Annotated in this window: 18 protein-coding genes and 1 pseudogene; 4 read left to right on the forward strand and 15 right to left on the reverse strand. The window is 73.2% G+C overall.

Features of this window, described 5'->3' with window-relative positions; all coding sequences use genetic code 11:
• Nucleotides 1–53: 53 nt before the first annotated feature.
• Nucleotides 54–1,220, reverse strand: coding sequence for an aminotransferase class I/II-fold pyridoxal phosphate-dependent enzyme (locus HMPREF3099_RS04835; protein ID WP_070704715.1), 1,167 nt, complete (start codon nucleotides 1,218–1,220; stop codon nucleotides 54–56).
• Between the two features lie 169 nt (nucleotides 1,221–1,389).
• Here HMPREF3099_RS04835 and HMPREF3099_RS04840 point away from each other — a divergent pair, with 169 nt between their 5' ends.
• Nucleotides 1,390–2,679 carry a DUF3238 domain-containing protein gene (locus HMPREF3099_RS04840; protein WP_070704718.1) on the forward strand — a complete coding sequence of 430 codons (1,290 nt, stop codon included), beginning with the start codon at nucleotides 1,390–1,392 and terminating at the stop codon, nucleotides 2,677–2,679.
• Nucleotides 2,679–3,095 carry a hypothetical protein gene (locus HMPREF3099_RS04845; protein WP_070704720.1) on the forward strand — a complete coding sequence of 139 codons (417 nt, stop codon included), beginning with the start codon at nucleotides 2,679–2,681 and terminating at the stop codon, nucleotides 3,093–3,095. The genes HMPREF3099_RS04840 and HMPREF3099_RS04845 overlap by 1 nt, the downstream gene beginning before the upstream one ends.
• Before the next feature lie 55 nt (nucleotides 3,096–3,150).
• Here the strand turns inward: HMPREF3099_RS04845 and HMPREF3099_RS13365 are convergent, their stop codons facing one another.
• A complete protein-coding gene (locus HMPREF3099_RS13365) occupies nucleotides 3,151–3,414 on the reverse strand; it encodes a non-canonical purine NTP pyrophosphatase (protein ID WP_237769743.1) in 264 nt (87 codons plus the stop codon).
• A 76-nt stretch (nucleotides 3,415–3,490) separates the two neighbouring features.
• Nucleotides 3,491–3,985: pseudogene (locus HMPREF3099_RS13695) on the reverse strand (aminotransferase class I/II-fold pyridoxal phosphate-dependent enzyme); the annotation flags it as partial.
• On the opposite strand from HMPREF3099_RS13695, the gene HMPREF3099_RS04855 reads away from it, so the two are divergent.
• Nucleotides 3,984–4,403: a hypothetical protein gene (locus tag HMPREF3099_RS04855; RefSeq protein ID WP_070704725.1), complete on the forward strand. Its 420-nt coding sequence runs from the start codon at nucleotides 3,984–3,986 to the stop codon at nucleotides 4,401–4,403. The pseudogene HMPREF3099_RS13695 and the gene HMPREF3099_RS04855 overlap by 2 nt on opposite strands.
• Before the next feature lie 90 nt (nucleotides 4,404–4,493).
• Here HMPREF3099_RS04855 and HMPREF3099_RS04860 read toward each other — a convergent pair whose 3' ends face one another.
• The 7 genes from HMPREF3099_RS04860 to HMPREF3099_RS12790 all read right to left on the reverse strand — a co-directional run bounded on the left by HMPREF3099_RS04860 (nucleotide 4,494) and on the right by HMPREF3099_RS12790 (nucleotide 9,958).
• Complete coding sequence (locus HMPREF3099_RS04860) at nucleotides 4,494–5,171, reverse strand: non-canonical purine NTP pyrophosphatase (RefSeq protein ID WP_070704728.1); 678 nt, start codon at nucleotides 5,169–5,171, stop codon at nucleotides 4,494–4,496.
• Entirely contained in the window at nucleotides 5,171–6,013 is an 843-nt protein-coding gene (rph, locus tag HMPREF3099_RS04865) for a ribonuclease PH (protein ID WP_070704730.1), read from the reverse strand. The genes HMPREF3099_RS04860 and rph overlap by 1 nt, the downstream gene beginning before the upstream one ends.
• Before the next feature lie 71 nt (nucleotides 6,014–6,084).
• A complete protein-coding gene (locus HMPREF3099_RS04870) occupies nucleotides 6,085–7,110 on the reverse strand; it encodes a YeiH family protein (protein ID WP_237769744.1) in 1,026 nt (341 codons plus the stop codon).
• Between the two features lie 58 nt (nucleotides 7,111–7,168).
• Complete coding sequence (locus HMPREF3099_RS04875; RefSeq protein ID WP_070704736.1) at nucleotides 7,169–7,966, reverse strand: MBL fold metallo-hydrolase; 798 nt, start codon at nucleotides 7,964–7,966, stop codon at nucleotides 7,169–7,171.
• Complete coding sequence (gene murI / locus HMPREF3099_RS04880; protein WP_070704760.1) at nucleotides 7,963–8,826, reverse strand: glutamate racemase; 864 nt, start codon at nucleotides 8,824–8,826, stop codon at nucleotides 7,963–7,965. The genes HMPREF3099_RS04875 and murI overlap by 4 nt, the downstream gene beginning before the upstream one ends.
• Nucleotides 8,827–8,981: 155 nt before the next feature.
• Nucleotides 8,982–9,761 (reverse strand): fumarylacetoacetate hydrolase family protein, encoded by a 780-nt coding sequence (locus HMPREF3099_RS04885; protein WP_070704739.1) that lies wholly within the window; start codon nucleotides 9,759–9,761, stop codon nucleotides 8,982–8,984.
• Between the two features lie 50 nt (nucleotides 9,762–9,811).
• Nucleotides 9,812–9,958, reverse strand: a complete 147-nt coding sequence (locus HMPREF3099_RS12790; protein WP_168168438.1) for a hypothetical protein — start codon at nucleotides 9,956–9,958, stop codon at nucleotides 9,812–9,814.
• 444 nt (nucleotides 9,959–10,402) lie between these two features.
• On the opposite strand from HMPREF3099_RS12790, the gene HMPREF3099_RS04890 reads away from it, so the two are divergent.
• The gene (locus tag HMPREF3099_RS04890; RefSeq protein ID WP_070704742.1) at nucleotides 10,403–11,317 is read left to right on the forward strand and encodes a 3-methyladenine DNA glycosylase; all 915 of its coding nucleotides are present in this window, start codon (nucleotides 10,403–10,405) and stop codon (nucleotides 11,315–11,317) included.
• Nucleotides 11,318–11,332: 15 nt separating this feature from the next.
• Here HMPREF3099_RS04890 and HMPREF3099_RS04895 read toward each other — a convergent pair whose 3' ends face one another.
• The 5 genes from HMPREF3099_RS04895 to HMPREF3099_RS04915 form a co-directional block, all read right to left on the reverse strand.
• Nucleotides 11,333–12,454 (reverse strand): branched-chain amino acid aminotransferase, encoded by a 1,122-nt coding sequence (locus HMPREF3099_RS04895; RefSeq protein WP_070704745.1) that lies wholly within the window; start codon nucleotides 12,452–12,454, stop codon nucleotides 11,333–11,335.
• A gap of 106 nt (nucleotides 12,455–12,560) precedes the next feature.
• Nucleotides 12,561–13,565 carry a ketol-acid reductoisomerase gene (locus HMPREF3099_RS04900; protein ID WP_070704748.1) on the reverse strand — a complete coding sequence of 335 codons (1,005 nt, stop codon included), beginning with the start codon at nucleotides 13,563–13,565 and terminating at the stop codon, nucleotides 12,561–12,563.
• Nucleotides 13,562–14,605, reverse strand: a complete 1,044-nt coding sequence (locus tag HMPREF3099_RS04905; RefSeq protein ID WP_141761992.1) for a 2-hydroxyacid dehydrogenase — start codon at nucleotides 14,603–14,605, stop codon at nucleotides 13,562–13,564. The genes HMPREF3099_RS04900 and HMPREF3099_RS04905 overlap by 4 nt, the downstream gene beginning before the upstream one ends.
• 48 nt (nucleotides 14,606–14,653) lie before the next feature.
• A complete protein-coding gene (locus tag HMPREF3099_RS04910; protein ID WP_070704754.1) occupies nucleotides 14,654–15,148 on the reverse strand; it encodes a SixA phosphatase family protein in 495 nt (164 codons plus the stop codon).
• On the reverse strand, nucleotides 15,145–16,234 hold a 1,090-nt coding region (locus HMPREF3099_RS04915; RefSeq protein WP_237769745.1), incomplete at its 5' end, for a class F sortase. The genes HMPREF3099_RS04915 and HMPREF3099_RS04910, both read right to left, overlap by 4 nt.

The following is a 16,234-nucleotide window of genomic DNA, read 5'->3' on the forward strand; positions in this document are numbered from 1 at the left end:
CGACGCCCCGGAAGCCACCACGGCTCCCGGGGCGTCGGCGTGAGCGGCTGGTGTCAGCCCTGGCGCTCGGACCAGGCCTTCAGGCGCGCCACGCCCTCGGCGATGACGTCCTCGGTCTTGCAGAACCCGAACCGCACGTAGCTCGGCGCGTGCTCGGGATCACTGCAGAACGCCTGCACCGGAACACCCACCACCCCGGCTTCCTCCGGGATCGCGCGGCACCACGCCAACGCGTCCGTGACACCCAACGGGGCCGCGTCGGCGATGACGAAGTACCCCGCCGGCGGCACCTCGCAGGCAAACCCCGCATCGCGCAGGCCGGCCACGAGCCTGTCCCGCCGACACTCGTGGAGCGCAGCCAGGTCGCTGAACACCGCGTCCGGCAGCGCCAGCCCGCGTGCGACCGCCGGTTGGAAGGGCGTCCCCACGCCAAAGGTGGTGAACTGCTTGACCTTCGCCACCGCATCCACCAACGCCTGCGGGCCGTGCACCCACCCCACCTTCCACCCCGTCACCGCGAACGTCTTGCCCGCCGAGCTGACCGTCAGCGTCCGGTCGGCACACTCGGGCACCATCGCCGGGCCCAGGTGGGAGCCCCCATCGTAGACCAGGTGCTCGTACACCTCATCGGACAGGATCACCGCGTTGTACCGCTGCGCCAAGCGCCCGATGGCGGCGAGCTCCTCGCGCGTGAACTGCTTGCCGGTCGGGTTGTGCGGCGTGTTCACCACCACGATCGCGGTCTTGTCGCTGAACGCCGCCTCCAGCGCCTCGAGGTCCAGCTCCAGGCCGGGCATGGCCAACGGCACCGGACGCACCACTCCCCCGGCCAGCGCCACGGCCGCCGCGTACGAGTCGTACGCCGGCTCGATGACCACGACCTCCTCCCCCGGCTCCACCAGCGCCAGCACCGATGCGGTGAGCGCCTCGGTGGCGCCGACCGTCACCAGCACCTGCGCCGGGTCCACCGTCAGCCCGTGGAAACGCTGCTGGTGCGCCGCGACCGCCTCACGCAGCTCTGGCACACCCAGGAACGGCGGGTACTGGTTGCGGCCCTCCAGCATCGCCTCGTGCGCCCACTCGATCAGCTCCGGAGGCGTGCCGGAATCCGGGGCACCCTGGCCAAGGTTCACCGCGTCAGCCGCGACGGCCCGCTGGGTCATCTCAGCGAAGATCGACGTACCGAAAGGCTGCATCCGCTGCACGAGGGGCGAGGTCATGCACCCCACCCTCGCACGGAAGGGCGGCTGGATCAGCGGCCGGTGGCGAGGCGGCAAGCCGCCCGCACCGAGTACCCCCATATCCCCCCCCGGGTGGAGACCCTGCGGAGACCGAGAACCATAAGTTTCTTCCATCCGCGCCGACAGTGCGCCAATCAGAGAGACGATCATGCGTCCCAGCACCGCCCTGAGGCTCCTCACCACCGCAACACTTCTCACTGGCTCGATCGCGGGGCTCGGCCTCCCGGCCACGGCGAATGAGGAGGGCCTGAGCGCGACCTACTCCGGCGATGAAGTACGCATCACGGTAGACGGTCGTCCGGTCACTGTGCTCTCCACAGACGACTCCGACCCTCTCGTGCGCACGATGGTGCTTCAAGACGCAGCCGGCAACCAGTACCAGGCCACCGAATACCTCACGGAGGCCCTTGCGCCGGTCGCCTTGGACAGCACGGCGGACAGCGCCCAGAGCGTGGACGAGGCCAAGACCTCCGGCTACTACAGCGAGACCGAGGGAACGGTCACGGACAGCCGGTCCGACGAGGTCACGTACAGCGGCAGCACAACCGTCCGACCAGCACTCGCGCCCGTCGCAACCCTCGTGGAGGGGACCGATCGCACTGTTCTCGCCGTCGCGTCCACCGATGCCGAGGGCACCACGGTCCTGAAGAATGGTGAGCCGCTCGGCGCCATCTCCGAGGATGGGTCCATCGTGGACGAGGAGCCCAGCCTGCTGGCCGCAGACAGTTACGAGTTCGCAGCCGAGGCCCCCAATGGAGAGACACAGTCGGTCACCATCAACGATGCTGGAACGACGGCTGCCCTCAACGGCGCCATGTACACGTCCTACAAGACCTACATCCCGGGTGCACGAGCTGCGGTTCCCTCCGGTCTTGCCTGCAACCCACGCTGGACGTGGGGCAAGATCTGGTTCAAGGGAGACAATCGGTCATGGGTCTCGGGGTACAACCAGACCACACGATCACGCACAGCGGCCCTCGTGATCGCTGACTGGCGCAACGGCAAGCGGGAGGTGACCCTCACGCGTCACGTGAGTCCCACCGTGCGCTATGCCGACGGAACCAGTACCCGGCCCGTGGCCTCGGCGACCGCCAGCCCCGCCGGAATGTACCTGCGCGACGTCTCGATCAACAGCAGCTCGGCCCAGTTCACCCTCAAGCACAAGATCGGTAATCCCTTGTGCTTCTCGGCGGGCCCGATTACCTATCAGCTGCGAGGGACGGTCTACCGCAACGGGAGCGCCAACTACTACGGGCACTCAATTGATGTGCCCCGGCACGAGGTGCACGCGATGAGTGACCGCCGAGGGACGTGGCGCAAGGTGCAGAACAGGTACTCAGAAAGCTTCATGTGCCTGAGCGCGCCCCAGTTGGCTTTCCCCTTGACGAGATGCCCTGGGCAGCGTGCTTGGACCGCATATTTCACCAAGAGCATCTGATGCGCGGCACCCCGCACTTCAAGCACCCGCGTGACCTAGGCCTCGACATCCGTAGCGCGCTGTTGGCGTCGTGCCTGATGGTCGCCGCGATAGACACGGACAAGTCCCGCTGGATCGGGGCGGTCCACCTGCTGTGGGTGTCCCTCATCACCGCGGGAGTGGTTCTCTGTTGGCGGGCCCTTGTCCGCCACGACGGCTGGGGCGGTGGCGTCGCGGCGGCTTTCCTGGCCATCCCGGTGTTGCTCACCATGGTCTTGATCGGGGCGCTACAGCTGTGGCCGCTGCCGCCTGACTCGCTCGGCGCCTTCCTGTGGTACCTCCCAGGGGCCACTGCGGTGCTCTGCCCGCTGCTCGCGATCGGTCGCAGCCCTCGGTGGGACCACCCCGACGGAGAGCCGCTCCCCGACGCCACCTGAGGAACGTTGGGGCCCCGTGACGCGATCACGCCACGGGGCACCAACGCCTCACCACTCAGGCCATCTCAGCCAGAAGGCGGGCCAGCTCCCGGGTGGCGCGGCCGCGGTGGCTGATGGCGTTCTTCACCTCGGCGGGCAGCTCGGCGCTGCTGACGGCCCCGTCGTCACCGGCGCTGAAGGGGGGCGACGTCACTGGGCTCCGACTCTGCGCACCGGTCGGGTTGTGCGGGGTGTTGACCACCACCATCGCGGTGCGGTCGGAGAACGCCGCCCCCAGCGTCTCGAGGTCCAGCTCCAGACCCGGCAGCGCCAGCGGCACCGGCCACACCACTCGCCACGGCCGCGGCGTAGGAGTCGTACGCCGGCTCAATGACCACGACCTCCTCACCGGGCTCGACGAGGGCCAGGATCGATGCCGTGAGTGCCTCGGTGGCGCCGACGGTCACCAACACCTGCGCCGGGTCGACAGCGAGCCCGTGGAAGCGCCCCTGGTGCGCGGCGACCGCCTCGCGCAGCGCCGGCACGTCCCAGAACGGCGGGTACTGGTTACGGCCCTCCAGCATCGCCTCGTGCGCCCACTCGATCAGCTCCGGAGGCGTGCCGGAATCCGGGGCACCCTGGCCAAGGTTCACCGCGTCAGCCGCGACGGCCCGCTGGGTCATCTCAGCGAAGATCGACGTACCGAAAGGCTGCATCCGCTGCACGAGGGGCGAGGTCATGCACCCCACCCTCGCACGGAAGGGCGCAGTGCCGAGCCGTGAAGCATGGCGCGACAGGCGACTACTCCCCTCCGGATGGAATCCCCCCCCAGGTGGACACCCCTCATGTGCCGGCGGCCCTAGCCTCTCGTCACCGGCGCCGACGGTGCGCCCGACCACGAGGACGGCCATGCACCCGATCACCCGGAGTCACCCCCACGACCGGGACCTCGGGCTCGACATCCGCAGCACGCTGTTGGCGCTGGGTCTGCTGGTCGCACTCGTCGAGACAGTCTGGTACGAGTGGATCGGGGCGCTGCACGTGCTGTGGGTGTCGCTCATCACCTTTGGGGTGGTCCGCTGCTGGCGGGCCCTTGTCCGCCACGACGGCTGGGGCGGTGGCGTCGCGGCGGCCTTCCTGGCCATCCCGGTGTTGCTCGTCATCGTGGTGCTGGTCCTGCTCCATCTGTGGCCCATCCCGGCGAACGGGTTCGGCCTCTTCGCGACCTACCTCCCCGGGGCCACGGCCGTGCTGTGTCCCCTGCTCGCCATCGGGCGCCGGGCCCAGTGGACCCACCCCGACGGAGACCCCCTCCCCGACGCCCCCTGAGGATCGGCCCGCTCATCCACGTGGCCCCGGGGCCCGTCCGGCGACGGGTCGCGGGGCCACAGGCGCTCACCCGGGCGGGTTCACCCGTGCTCAGCCCCGCTCGGACAACCGCTGCGCCAGGGTCCGGGTGGCCTTGCCGCGGTGGCTCACGCGGTTCTTCACCTCTGCGGGCAGCTCGGCGCTGCTCACCGGACCCCGCACGGGCGTGAACCCGGCCTCCGCGAGCTCGCCGCTGCGCACCGCGAAGATCGGGTCGTAGCCGAACCCGTTCTCCCCCTGTGGCTCACGCAGGACGCTGCCGTGCATCTCCCCACGCTCGGTGATCTCCGTGCCGTCGGGGTCGACGTAGCTCATGACGCAGGCGAAGTGCGCCCCGCGGGCGTCGTCGGGCACGTCGGCCAGCTGGGCCAGCAGCAGCGCGTTGTTGTCGGCGTCCTTGGCCACGCCCGGCCCTTGTCCCTGGGAGTCCACGAGCCCACCGGACCAGCGCGCGGAGAAGATGCCCGGCGCTCCCCCCATCACGTCCACGCACAGGCCGGAGTCGTCGGCGATGGCGGACAGCCCGGTCAGCTCGCAGGCCGCACGGGCCTTGAGCAGCGAGTTGGCCTCGAAGGTGGCGCCGTTCTCCACCACGTCCGGGGCGTCGGGGGCCACGTCGGCCAGGGTGACGACCTCCACCTCGTGCGGCAAGGACTCGGCCAGGATGCGCTGCAGCTCGGGCACCTTGCCCCGGTTGCGCGTGGCCAGCACGATGCGGCGGGTGGCCATCAGGCGCCCTGCCCGTCCACCGGCACCTGCTCGCCGGAGGCCACCACGAGGCGCTCCCCCGCCTCGAGACCGAGCGCGGCCTGCTGCGCGGCGGCCAGGGTGGCGCACCCGCCCTCGGCCAGGTCGAGCAGCGCGTTGAGCATGGCGCGGTCGAAGGTCTGCCCCTCGGCGGTGCCCTGCACCTCCACCAGGTCACCGGCGCCGGTCATCACCACGTTCATGTCCGCCCCGGCGGTCGAGTCCTCCGGGTAGTCCAGGTCGAGCACCGGGCGCCCGTCCACGATGCCCACGCTGATGGCCTGCACCGCATCGCGCAGCACCACAGCGTCGGGGGCGATGTCGCCGGACGCCTTGCCGGCGGCCACCGCATCGGCCAGCGCCACCCACGCGCCGGTGATGGCGGCGGTGCGGGTGCCGCCGTCGGCCTGCAGCACGTCGCAGTCGATGACGATGGTGTTCTCTCCCAGGGCGGAGGTGTCCACCGCGGCCCGCAGCGCCCGGCCGAGCAGGCGCGAGATCTCCTGCGTGCGGCCCTTCACCTTGCCCTTGACCGACTCGCGGTCGCTGCGGGTGTGGGTGGCCGCCGGCAGCATGGCGTACTCGCCGGTCACCCAGCCGGTGCCCTGACCCTTCAGCCAGCGCGGGACATCCGGCTGGAAGGAGGCGGCGCACAGCACGCGGGTGCGGCCGAACTCCACGAGCACCGAGCCGGCGGCATGGTCGAGCCAGCCACGGGTGATGCGGACCTCGCGCAGATGGTCGGGCGCGCGGCCGTCGTGGCGGGGGGTGGGGGCGGCGTCGGCGGGGGCGTTCACGGTGCGCGATGCGGGGGCGTCGGTCATGCACCTGAGCCTACGGGCCGCTCAGGCGACGCCGACGCTCCCCGCACCGGGTGCGGCCGGGTGGCCGAGCATCAGGCGACGAGCGCCCCGCCCAGCCCGACCGCCGCCACGACGGCGGTGGTGATGCCGGCCAGCGCGAACGGCGCACCGCCGACCGTCCTCAGCCGCTCCCAGCGCACCCCGGTGCCCAGCGCCCACATCGCGGCCGCGAGCAGCAGGGTCTGCAGGACCTTGACCACCTCGAGCAGCTGCTCGGGCAGCGGCACCCAGGTGCGCACGAGCACCATCGCCAGGAAGGCCACCACGAACGCCGGGACGATCGGCGGCAGCGTCACGTCGTTGGAGCCGCCAGCCGTGCCACCCGCCGCGCCCTCGCCCGCGCGCAGCTGGCGGCGGCGCAGGGTCGCGAAGCCCACCATCACCGGGGCCAGCAGCACCACGCGCGCCAGCTTGGCCACCACGGCCACCGCCAGCGCGGCCCCGCCCACGATGCCGCCGACGGCCACCACCTGCGCCACCTCGTGCACCGACAGCCCGGCCCACAGGCCGATGGTGCGGTCGTCCAGGCCCAGGAGCCCGCCCAGCAACGGCACCGCGGGGATCATGAGCGTGCCGAAGAGCACCACGAGCGCCAGGGCGACCGCCACGTCCTCGTCCTCGGCGTCCACCACGCCGTCGGCCGCGGCCACCGCCGCCGCACCACAGATGGAGAAGCCCGCCCCCACGAGCAGCGCCAGCCCGGGGCGGACGCCCAGCAGGCGCCCGGCCAGCACCGCCGTCGCCAGGCCGACCGCCACCACGAGCACGACGGCGAGGACGACCTTCCACCCCAGGTCGGCGATGGTCGCCAGCGAGACCTGGAGCCCCAGCAGCACGATGCCGGTGCGCAGCAACGTCTTGCTGCCCGCCCCCAGCCCCGGGCCCCAGCCGGCCGGGAGGCTGGCCAGGTTACCCACGAGGATGCCGAGCAGGATGGCCACCAGGAGCGGGCTCACGGCGGGCACGGCCGCGCCCACCAACCGGGCCGCCCCCATCGACACCAGGCCCGCCACCAGGCAGGCCACCAGTCCGGGCACCAGGGTTGACGAACGGCTCACGGTCGCTCCTCTCGCGATTCCTCGATCCAGTGGGGCCGGCGGGGTGCGCCGGGCCAGCTCAGGCGGGGGTCACCGAGCAGTCGCGCGGGACGAGCTCGAGCACCAGGCCGGGGTGGGCGGCCTGCAGCGGGCCGTCCCACACCTCGCGCGCCTCCGCCACGGAGACCTCCGGGTCGTTCCACGGCGGCACGTGGGTGAGCACCAGGGCGCCCACTCCCCCGGCACGCTGCGCCGCCACGGCCGCGCGACGCCCGGACAGGTGGATGCCCTGGGCGGTGTCGCGCCCCTCCACGAAGGCGCAGTCCGAGAGCACGAGGTCCGCGCCGGCCAGCAGGCCATCCAGGGCAGGGGTGTCATCGGTGTCGCCGGTGTACGCCACGGTGCAGCCGCCCGCCTCCACCCGCAGGCCGTACGCGTCGCCCGGGTGGTTCACCCGGGTCCACGTGAGGGTGAACGGCCCCACCTGCGTGGTGTGGCCGTCGCCCACCGGGTGGTAGGCGAAGGAGCGGGTGAGGCTCTCCCCCGACGGGGAGCCGTAGACGCAGTCCATCTGCTGACGCAGCGCCGCCGGGCCGTGGACGGGGATGCGCTCGGTGTGCGGGGCGCGCGGGTCATAGTGGTGCAGCACGAACAGGCCGCACAGGTCCACCACGTGGTCCGGGTGCAGGTGGCTGATGCAGTACGCGTCCACGGCCGTGGGGTCGGTGTACCGCTGCAGGGCACCCAGCGCGCCGGAGCCCAGGTCGAGCACGAGCCGCCAGGTGCGGCCCTCGTGCTCGTGCTCCACCAGGTAGGAGGACGCGGCCGACTCGGGCCCCGCGAAGGACCCCGAGCACCCCACCACGGTGAGCCTCATGCGGTGGCCCCTCCCCCGGCATCGAGGGTGGGGACGGCACCCGTGGGGGGCACCTCCGTGGGCACGGGCAGGCGGTGGGTGTTGCCGGCGGAGACCTCGGGGCCCAGGAAGGTGCGGGCCAGCTCCCCGAACTGGGCCGGGTCGCCGGTGGTGAGGAAGGTGTGCGTGGGTGCCGAGTGCTCGGGGGCCAGCTCGTCGCGGTCGGCCAGGGTGCGCAGCAGCTCGGCGGCGGTCTCCTCCGCGGACGACACGAGCGACACCTCGGGCCCCATCTCGTAGGCCAGCACGCCGCGCAGGAGCGGGTAGTGGGTGCACCCCATGATGAGGGTGTCCACGCCCGCCTCCTTGAGCGGGGTGAGGTACTCGGTGGCCGCGGCGAACACCTCCGGGCCGGTGACGGTGCCGGCCTCCACGAACTCCACGAAGCGCGGGCACGGCTGGGAGTGCAGCTGCACGCTGGGCACGGCGGCGAACGCGTCGCGGTAGGCGCCCGAGGTGTGGGTGGCGAGGGTGCTGATGACGCCCACCCGGCCCGAGCGGGTGATGCCGGCGGCGCGGCGGGCGGCTGGGCGGATCACCTCGATGACGGGGACGTCGTAACGCTCCCGGGCGTCGTGCAGCACCGCGGCCGAGGCCGAGTTGCAGGCGATGACCAGGGCCTTGACACCGCGCTCCACCAGGGCGTCCAGCGAGTTCAGGGCCAGACGGCGCACCTCGGCGATGGGGCGCGGGCCGTAGGGGGCGTGGAGCGTGTCCCCGAGGTAGATCGTCGACTCGCGGGGCAGGTGGTCCAGGACCGCGCGGGCGACCGTGAGGCCACCGAGGCCGGAGTCGAAGATGCCGATGGGTGCCGTGGACATGCGCCACAGGGTACGTCCGTGGTCGGAGGCCCCCACCCCCTCCCCCGGTGGAGAGGCCTCCTCGCGCCGTCGGGAGGTGGCCGAGGACACAGGGGTGGGGCAACCGGCAGTTCCCCGGTAGCCCCACCCCGGCATCGAGGGTGGAGGGGTGCCGCTCACTCCTCGGCGGAGACGAAGGGGTTGGACAGCCGCCCGATGCCCTGGATGGAGACCTCCACGCGCTGGCCGGCGGTCACCGGGCCCACGCCGGCGGGCGTGCCGGTGAGGATGACGTCGCCGGGCAGGAGGGTGAACGCCTTGGAGACGTGGGAGACGATGGCCGGCACGTCGAACACCATGTCGGCGGTGCGGCCGTCCTGCACCACCTCGCCGTCGAGGCGGGTGCGGACCACGAGGTCCTCGGTGTCCAGCTCGGTCTCGATCCACGGGCCGAGCGGGCAGAAGGTGTCCATGCCCTTGGCGCGGGCCCACTGGCCGTCGGACTTCTGCAGGTCGCGGGCGGTCACGTCGTTGGCGCAGGTGTAGCCCAGGATCACCGAGCGCACCTCGTCCGGCGAGACGTCCTTGCACATGCGGCCGATGACGACGGCCAGCTCGCCCTCGTAGGAGACCTCCTGGGTGAGCGCCGGGATGACCACCGGGTCGCCGGGGCCCACGACGGCGGTGTTGGGCACGAGGAAGAGGCCCGGCTCGGCATCGACCTCGTTGCCCAGCTCGGCGGCGTGGTCGGCATAGTTGCGACGGACCCCCACCACCTTGGAGCGGGGGATCACCGGGGCCAGGAGGCGCACGTCCTCGGTGGTCAAGGTGCGGCCCGTGAGCTCGATGGAGGTGTAGAGGGGGTCGCCGGTGATCTCGGCGATCTTGGTGCCCTCGCCGTCCATGAGGCCGTAGCGGGGCTCGTCGGAGTCGTCGGTGAACCGGCAGATGCGCATGGGGCGAGTCTACGAGCGCGAGCGGGGTGGCGCTCCATGCCGCGGTCTGCTCAGCTGCGGGAGTCCGCGGACCCACCCAGGTGCAGCACGACCTGGCCGGTCGGCCCAGCCTCCTGCACCAGAAGCATCCGCTCCAGCGGGGCGTCCTCCAGCGCGGGGTGGTCCTCCAGCGGGCGGGGGGTCACCGCATCGAACATGGCGATGTCCCCGCGGTGAGACTGGAGGCGTCGTGGACGCGCCCGGGCTCGAGGCGGTCGTGGACGGGGGACGAGGCGGGGGCGCGGTGGGTCATGGCCTCATCCGGCACCGGGCGATTGCCGGTGGCGGAGAGGCGTGAGGTGGGTGGGATGACGGAGTGACGTGCCGGAGGGTGGGTCGCGCGGATCGAGCGGCGCTCCGTGCCGGCCGGGCTCCCGCCGCACGGGAAACCCCTCGCCGCACGGGAAGGGTGCTGGTGGCACGGGATGGTGCGCGTGCGGGGAGCACTCTTCCCGTACGCGGGGAGGTTTCGCGTGCGCGGCCGGGGGTGCACTCGGGGAGCCCAGCCGTTGTCCCGTGCGCGGAGAGGCCTCGCGTGCGACGAAGGCAGACGCGGCCCAGCCCGGCCCGACCCTGCCCCGGCGGACCTAGACTGCGCCGCGATGTGCCCCTCCCCCACCTCCCGTGCCGTGACGCACCCCGCGCCGACCGTCCTGCCCCGCTCCGCGTGGGAGCCGCTGCAGGCCGCGCACGAGGCACGTGTCGACGCCATCGCGGGGCCGCACCTGGCCCGCCGCGCCCGCGGGGAGAAGCACCCGGTGGAGGACTTCCTGTGGGTCTACTACCGCTGGCGCCCGGCCGAGGTGCGGCGGTGGCACCCCGGCGTCGGCGTGGCCCTGCTCGATGCCGGTGAGCGCGCCGGGTGGAAGGAACACCGGGCCCTCGACACCCCCGAGGGCGACGCCGTCACCGTGGACGCCGCCGCGTTCATGGCCCGCCGCGGCGACACGGTGCGCCGCTGGCACGCCGTCCTCGAGGCCACGGCGAACCGCCCGGCACGGTTCGGCTGCTTCGGCCTGCACGAGTGGGCCATGGTGCACGGCCTGGAGGCCGACGACCGCCGCCACGGGGGCGTGCCCCTGCGCCTGGGCCGCGAGGGCACCGACGCCGTCACCGAGAGCCACACCATCGCGTGCAGCCACTTCGACGCGTTCCGGTTCTTCACCGACTCCGCCCGCGGGCTCAACACCCTCTCCCCCGGCCCGCGCGACCGCACCGCCTTCGAGCAGCCCGGGTGCCTGCACGCCACGATGGACCTCTACAAGGTGGCCGCCACCCTGGGCCCGCTGGTGCCCGGCGACCTGCTGGTGGACTGCCTGGAGCTGGCCCGCGACGTGCGCGAGCTGGACATGCGCGCCTCTCCCTACGACCTGCGCGACTGGGGGTACGAGCCGGTCCGCATCGAGACCCCCGAGGGCAAGGCGCAGTACGTGGCCGAGCAGCGCGGCTTCAGCGAGCGGGGCAACGCACTGCGGCGGCGACTCCTGGGAGTCACCGCCGCAGTGCTGGGGACCTGAGCCCGGCCCGTCTGATCAGACGAGGCGGTGCATCCAGCCCTTGGTGTCCTCGGCGCGGCCGTACTGGATGTCGGTGAGCGTGCGGCGCAGCGTCATGGTCACCGGGTAGGACTCGTCCAGGTCCTCCGAGCGGCCCTCGCCGCCGACGGTCCAGGTGTCCTCCTCGGTGCGGAAGGAGCCCACCGGCGTGATGACCGCCGCGGTACCGCAGGCGAACACCTCGGTGATGGTGCCGTCGGCGATGCCGGTGGTCACCTCGTCGAGGCTGATGGGGCGCTCGGTCACCTCGTGGCCGGCGTCGCGGCCCAGTTCCACCAGGGACATGCGCGTCACGCCCTCGAGGATGGTGCCGCTGGTGGGCGGGGTGACGATCGAACCGTCCGAGAACACGAAGAACAGGTTCATGCCGCCCAGCTCCTCGACCCACTTCTCCTCGCGGTCGTCGAGGAAGAGCACCTGGGCGCAGCCGTGCTCGCCGGCCTCCACCTGGGCGGCCAGGGAGGCGGCATAGTTGCCGCCGCACTTGGCGAAGCCCGTGCCGCCGAAGCCGGCGCGGTGGTAGTTGCGGGAGACCCAGATGTCCACCGGCTTCACACCGGACGGGAAGTACGGCCCGGACGGGGAGGCGATGACGTAGAACTGGCTGGCCTGCGACGGGCGGACGCCGAGGAAGGCCTCGGTGCCGATCTGGAAGGGGCGCAGGTACAGGGAGGTCTCGGAGCCCTCGGCGGCCTCCGGCACCCACGCCTGGTCGATCTGCGCAAGCTGACGGATGGCCTCCAGGAAGATCTCCTCGGGCACCTCGGGCATGGCCAGGCGGCGGGCGCTGCGCTGCAGACGGGCGGCGTTCTTCTCCGGGCGGAAGGTCCAGATGCTGCCGTCGGCGTGGCGGTAGGCCTTCATGCCCTCGAAGATCTCCTGCGCGTAGTGCAGCACGCAGGCGGCCGGGTCCAGGGCGATGGGGGCGTACTGCACCACGCGGCCGTTGTGCCAGCCGTCGGCGGTGGTGTGGTCCACCACGGCCATGTGGTCGGTGAAGTGCACGCCGAAGCCGGGGTCCTCCAGCACCTTCAGGCGGTCGGCCTCGGGGGCGGGGGACTCGGTCGGGGCGACGACGAACTCGGGGCGGTCTGCCATGGGGGCTCCTCGGGACTTGGGCGGTGTCGGGCTCTGCTCGGTGGGTGTGCGCACCCGCCGGACTCCGGGATGGGTGTGACGCGGACCACGCGATGTGGGGACGAGGCTACCGGGCGCCCCCGAAGGCCTCGCCGAGGCGTGCGTGCCGGGCGGCCGCGGTGGCGTCGTCGTCCACGGGGGCGGTGCGGCGGGAGCGCGAGCGGGGCGCCGGACCGGTGAGGCGGGCCACCTCTTCACGGTGCTCGTCGGCGGCACTCGGGCGTGCACCCTCGTGGCCGAGCGCCTCCCAGGTGGACTGGAGGCGGTGCAGCACCGCGAGGTCGGCCACCACCGGGTCGAAGCCCTGCGCAACGAGCGCGTCTCGGCCGGCGGCCAGCACGGCCTCCAGCAGCGGGGTCACCCGGGTGTCGGCGAAGTCCGCGGCGACGGCCCAGTCCAGGGCGTCCACCCCGATGGCGGCCGCACGGGTGGCCCCCACCACGTCGGCGTAGGCCACGGCCAGGCGCTGCGCGGCGTCCCCGCGGGCATCGGGGGCGGCCGGGGCGGCGGTGGGGTTGAGCGTGAGCGTCAGCTCGTGGCCGGACCCGGTGCCACGGGCCACCACGGCCACCACCGCCGGGCCACCGCGGCCGTCCACGTACGCCTGCCGGGTGGCCACCGGCTCCCCCAGCACCTCCACGAGGAGGATCACGCCGCGGTGCCGGATGCCCGACCCACGCAGCGCACGCCCCGCCGCGGCCGAGGTGAGCACCAGCACCTGCTCGTCGGTGAGCACGGCGGCCACGGCCTCCAGGTGGGCGGTGCCGATGACCACCAGCTCACCGTCCTGCACGGCATCGGCCACCGGCAGGGTGAAGAAGCCCTCGGCCTGCGCGGCGTCGTGCTCGGGGGTGCCGGGCTCGGCGCCCACGCGCACGTCCACGCCGGAGTCGCGCAGGTTCTGGGCGTGCAGCTCGGCCGTGGCGTCGAAGCCGATGACGGCCACCTCGCGGTCGGCCACGACGGAGCGGTCGGCGTCCCAGGGCCCCCACCACGCGGTGCTGCCGGGGCGCGTGGCGTCGGCGTGCGCGGCGTCGTGCGCGGGGGTGCCGGGCTGCTGCGGGGCGTTCACGCCTGCTCCTGCGGGGTGCGCACCACGTTCTGCAGGGCCTCGCCGTCGGCCAGACGCTGCAGCTGCGCCCCGACGAGGGACAGCTGACGGTCCTCCATGCCGGCCGTGGCACTGGCCAGGTGCGGGGTCACGAACACCCCCGGCGTGCTGAACAGCGGGTGGCCCTCGGGCAGCGGCTCGGGGGCGGTGACGTCCACGGCGGCCCGGATGTGCCCGGAACCGGCCGCCGCCACCAGCGCGTCGGTGTCCACCACCGGGCCACGGGCCACGTTCACCAGCAGCGCGCCGGGCTTCATGAGCTCCATCTCGCGGGCACCCATCAGCCCCTTGGTCCGCTCCGTCAGCGGCGTGATGAGCACGACCACGTCGAACTGCGGCAGCAGGGCGTGCAGGTCGTCGATGGCGTGCACCGCCCGGACGTGCTCGTCACCCGGGCGGGCGGAGGTGGCCACGGCCTCGACGTGCGCCCCGAAGGCCGCCACACGCCGCGCGATGGCCTTGCCGATGGCGCCGTAGCCCACCACCAGCACGCGCGCCTCGTGCAGCGAGGTCTGCCGGGCGCGCCACTCCGGGCCCGTGCGCACCTCCCAGCGGCCCTCCACCTGCGCGTCGCGCAGCGTCTCCAGGGAGCGCAGGCCCACGAGGGTCAGCGCCAGGGCGTGGTCGGCGGTGCTCTCCTCGTGCACGCCCCGCGCGTTGCAGATGCCCACGGTGGCCGGCAGGCGCTTGTCGAGGTGGTCGAACCCGGCGCTCAGCGCCCATGCCCAGCGCAGGTGCGGCTGCGTGGCGTACTCGGCCACGGCACCGGGCGTCATGGAGAACTGCGGCGGCACGGCGGCCACCAGCGGACGCTCCGGGTCGTCCTGCCGGCGCGTGGTGCCCTCCCAGTGCTCCAGGTGCACGGTGCGGGCGGCGCCGGTCACCCTCCCCTCCGGCCCCCCGAGGGACTGCACCCACGCGGCGGTGGGCACGGAGACGGTCACCTCCCGGGCGTCGTCGGGCAGCAGGTTCGGGTCGGTGGCAGCGCTCGTGGTGGACACGGCGCCCACGGTAACCGTTGGGTGGTCCGCGGACAGCGCGTGGCCGTCTCAGCCGAGGCGCGCCGCGCAGCCCTCGTGCAGGTCCGCCCAGGCCAGGTCGTCCGGCAGGGCCAGCACGCCCACCTCGCCGGTCGCCCAACCCTCGGGCCACACGCCGGTCAGGTGCCCCACGAGGGTGGGGACGCCCGGCGCGTGCCCCACGAGCACCACCTGCCGGGCCTCGTCCGGCAGGTCGCCCAGGGCCGCGAGGAGCTCGACCAGCCCGGCCTCGTAGACCTGTGGGGTGGGCCAGACCGCCTCGGCGGCCACCGCGGGGAGCTCGCCGGCCATCTCCTGCCAGGTCTGAGTGGTGCGTACCGCGCTGGAGTGCAGCACGTGGTCGACCGCACCCCATCGGGCCGCGAGCTGACGACCGGCACGGCGGGCCTCCGCGCGGCCGTGGTCGGTGAGCTCCCGCGCGGCGTCGTCCCCGCCGGGTGCCGCGGGGTGCGCCTGGCCGTGGCGCAACACGGCCAGCTCGCGCGGGGCGGGGGTGCCCGTCACGCCGGGGAGGCCAGGACGAACACGTTGACCGCGGAGTGCCCGTCGGTGCGCGGGGTGTCCGGGTCGCAGGTCACCAGGGCGAGCTTGGGCGTGCTCGAGGGGCCCCAGATGCGCGAGTCGCGCGAGAGGGCCACCTTGTCAATGTGCTCGACCAGGTCGATCTTCCACTCGCGGACCCGGCCGTCGGCGTCCTTGGTGGTGAAGGTCTGGCCCGGCTTCACGTCGGGCAGGTGGTAGAAGACGTCCGGCGGGCCGAAGGTGACGTGGCCGGCGATGACGCTCACACCGTCCTCACCGGGCTTCACCGTCTTGCCGTACCAGCCGGTGACGCCGGGTGGGGGATTGAGCGTGCCCTTGGAGGTCAGGCCCACCTCGGAGACCTGCTGGTCGAAGCCGATGCTGGGGATGGTCAGCTGCACCGGGGCGGCCACCGGGTCCCCGGGCTTGGCGTGGTCGTCCTCCGGCGTGGTCGGCGACGGCTCGGGGGTCGAGCTCGGCTTCGGGCTGCTCGGGCGCGGTGCCGGGGTCGAGGGCGCGGAGGCGGAGGGCTCCGAGGTGCTGGAAGGCTCCCGGGACGGCTCGGTCGCCGTCGCGCTGCGCGTCGGGCTCGGCTCCGCGTCGGTCGTCGAGGACTCCTGGCCGGGCTGGGAGGTCGGCTCCGGGGCGGCGCTGCTGGAAGGGGCGGTCGGTTCGGCCGGGTGCGGCTCACCGGAGGCGATGCCCTCGGACGTGCTGGCGGCGTCCGTGGGCTCACTGGCCGAGGCGGCGCCCGAACTGCCCGAGGAGGAGCTGCTGGTGGAGGCCGCATCGGAGGAGGTGCTCTCCCCACCGGCGGAGTCGGAGGTGGACTCCGCCGGGCTCGGCGAGGCGTCCGCCGGGGACTCCCCCGGAGTGGAGGGCGCCGCGATGACCGGCGAGTGCTCCTCCACCGGCGGCTCGCTGTGGTCGAACGCGCCGGAGAACGCCATGGCCAGGACCACGCCCCCCGCCCCGAGCAGGCCGACTCCGGCCACCGTCTGCGCCGTCTTCTTCTCCATGAGGTGCTCCCCGCTCCGGGTGTGGTGCTGTCGTGGGTGTCTGGTCGTG

The organism is Kytococcus sp. HMSC28H12 (genome assembly GCF_001816045.1).
Lineage (GTDB): Bacteria > Actinomycetota > Actinomycetes > Actinomycetales > Dermatophilaceae > Kytococcus > Kytococcus schroeteri.

Bases quoted from the DNA above. Each gene is read 5' to 3' on its own strand.
- HMPREF3099_RS04835 (WP_070704715.1), bottom strand. From the start codon at position 1,220: ATGACCTCGCCCCTCGTGCAGCGGATGCAGCCTTTCGGTACGTCGATC.
- HMPREF3099_RS04840 (WP_070704718.1), top strand. From the start codon at position 1,390: ATGCGTCCCAGCACCGCCCTGAGGCTCCTCACCACCGCAACACTTCTC.
- HMPREF3099_RS04845 (WP_070704720.1), top strand. From the start codon at position 2,679: ATGCGCGGCACCCCGCACTTCAAGCACCCGCGTGACCTAGGCCTCGAC.
- HMPREF3099_RS04855 (WP_070704725.1), top strand. From the start codon at position 3,984: ATGCACCCGATCACCCGGAGTCACCCCCACGACCGGGACCTCGGGCTC.
- HMPREF3099_RS04860 (WP_070704728.1), bottom strand. From the start codon at position 5,171: ATGGCCACCCGCCGCATCGTGCTGGCCACGCGCAACCGGGGCAAGGTG.
- rph (WP_070704730.1), bottom strand. From the start codon at position 6,013: ATGACCGACGCCCCCGCATCGCGCACCGTGAACGCCCCCGCCGACGCC.
- HMPREF3099_RS04875 (WP_070704736.1), bottom strand. From the start codon at position 7,966: ATGAGGCTCACCGTGGTGGGGTGCTCGGGGTCCTTCGCGGGGCCCGAG.
- murI (WP_070704760.1), bottom strand. From the start codon at position 8,826: ATGTCCACGGCACCCATCGGCATCTTCGACTCCGGCCTCGGTGGCCTC.
- HMPREF3099_RS04885 (WP_070704739.1), bottom strand. From the start codon at position 9,761: ATGCGCATCTGCCGGTTCACCGACGACTCCGACGAGCCCCGCTACGGC.
- HMPREF3099_RS12790 (WP_168168438.1), bottom strand. From the start codon at position 9,958: ATGTTCGATGCGGTGACCCCCCGCCCGCTGGAGGACCACCCCGCGCTG.
- HMPREF3099_RS04890 (WP_070704742.1), top strand. From the start codon at position 10,403: ATGTGCCCCTCCCCCACCTCCCGTGCCGTGACGCACCCCGCGCCGACC.
- HMPREF3099_RS04895 (WP_070704745.1), bottom strand. From the start codon at position 12,454: ATGGCAGACCGCCCCGAGTTCGTCGTCGCCCCGACCGAGTCCCCCGCC.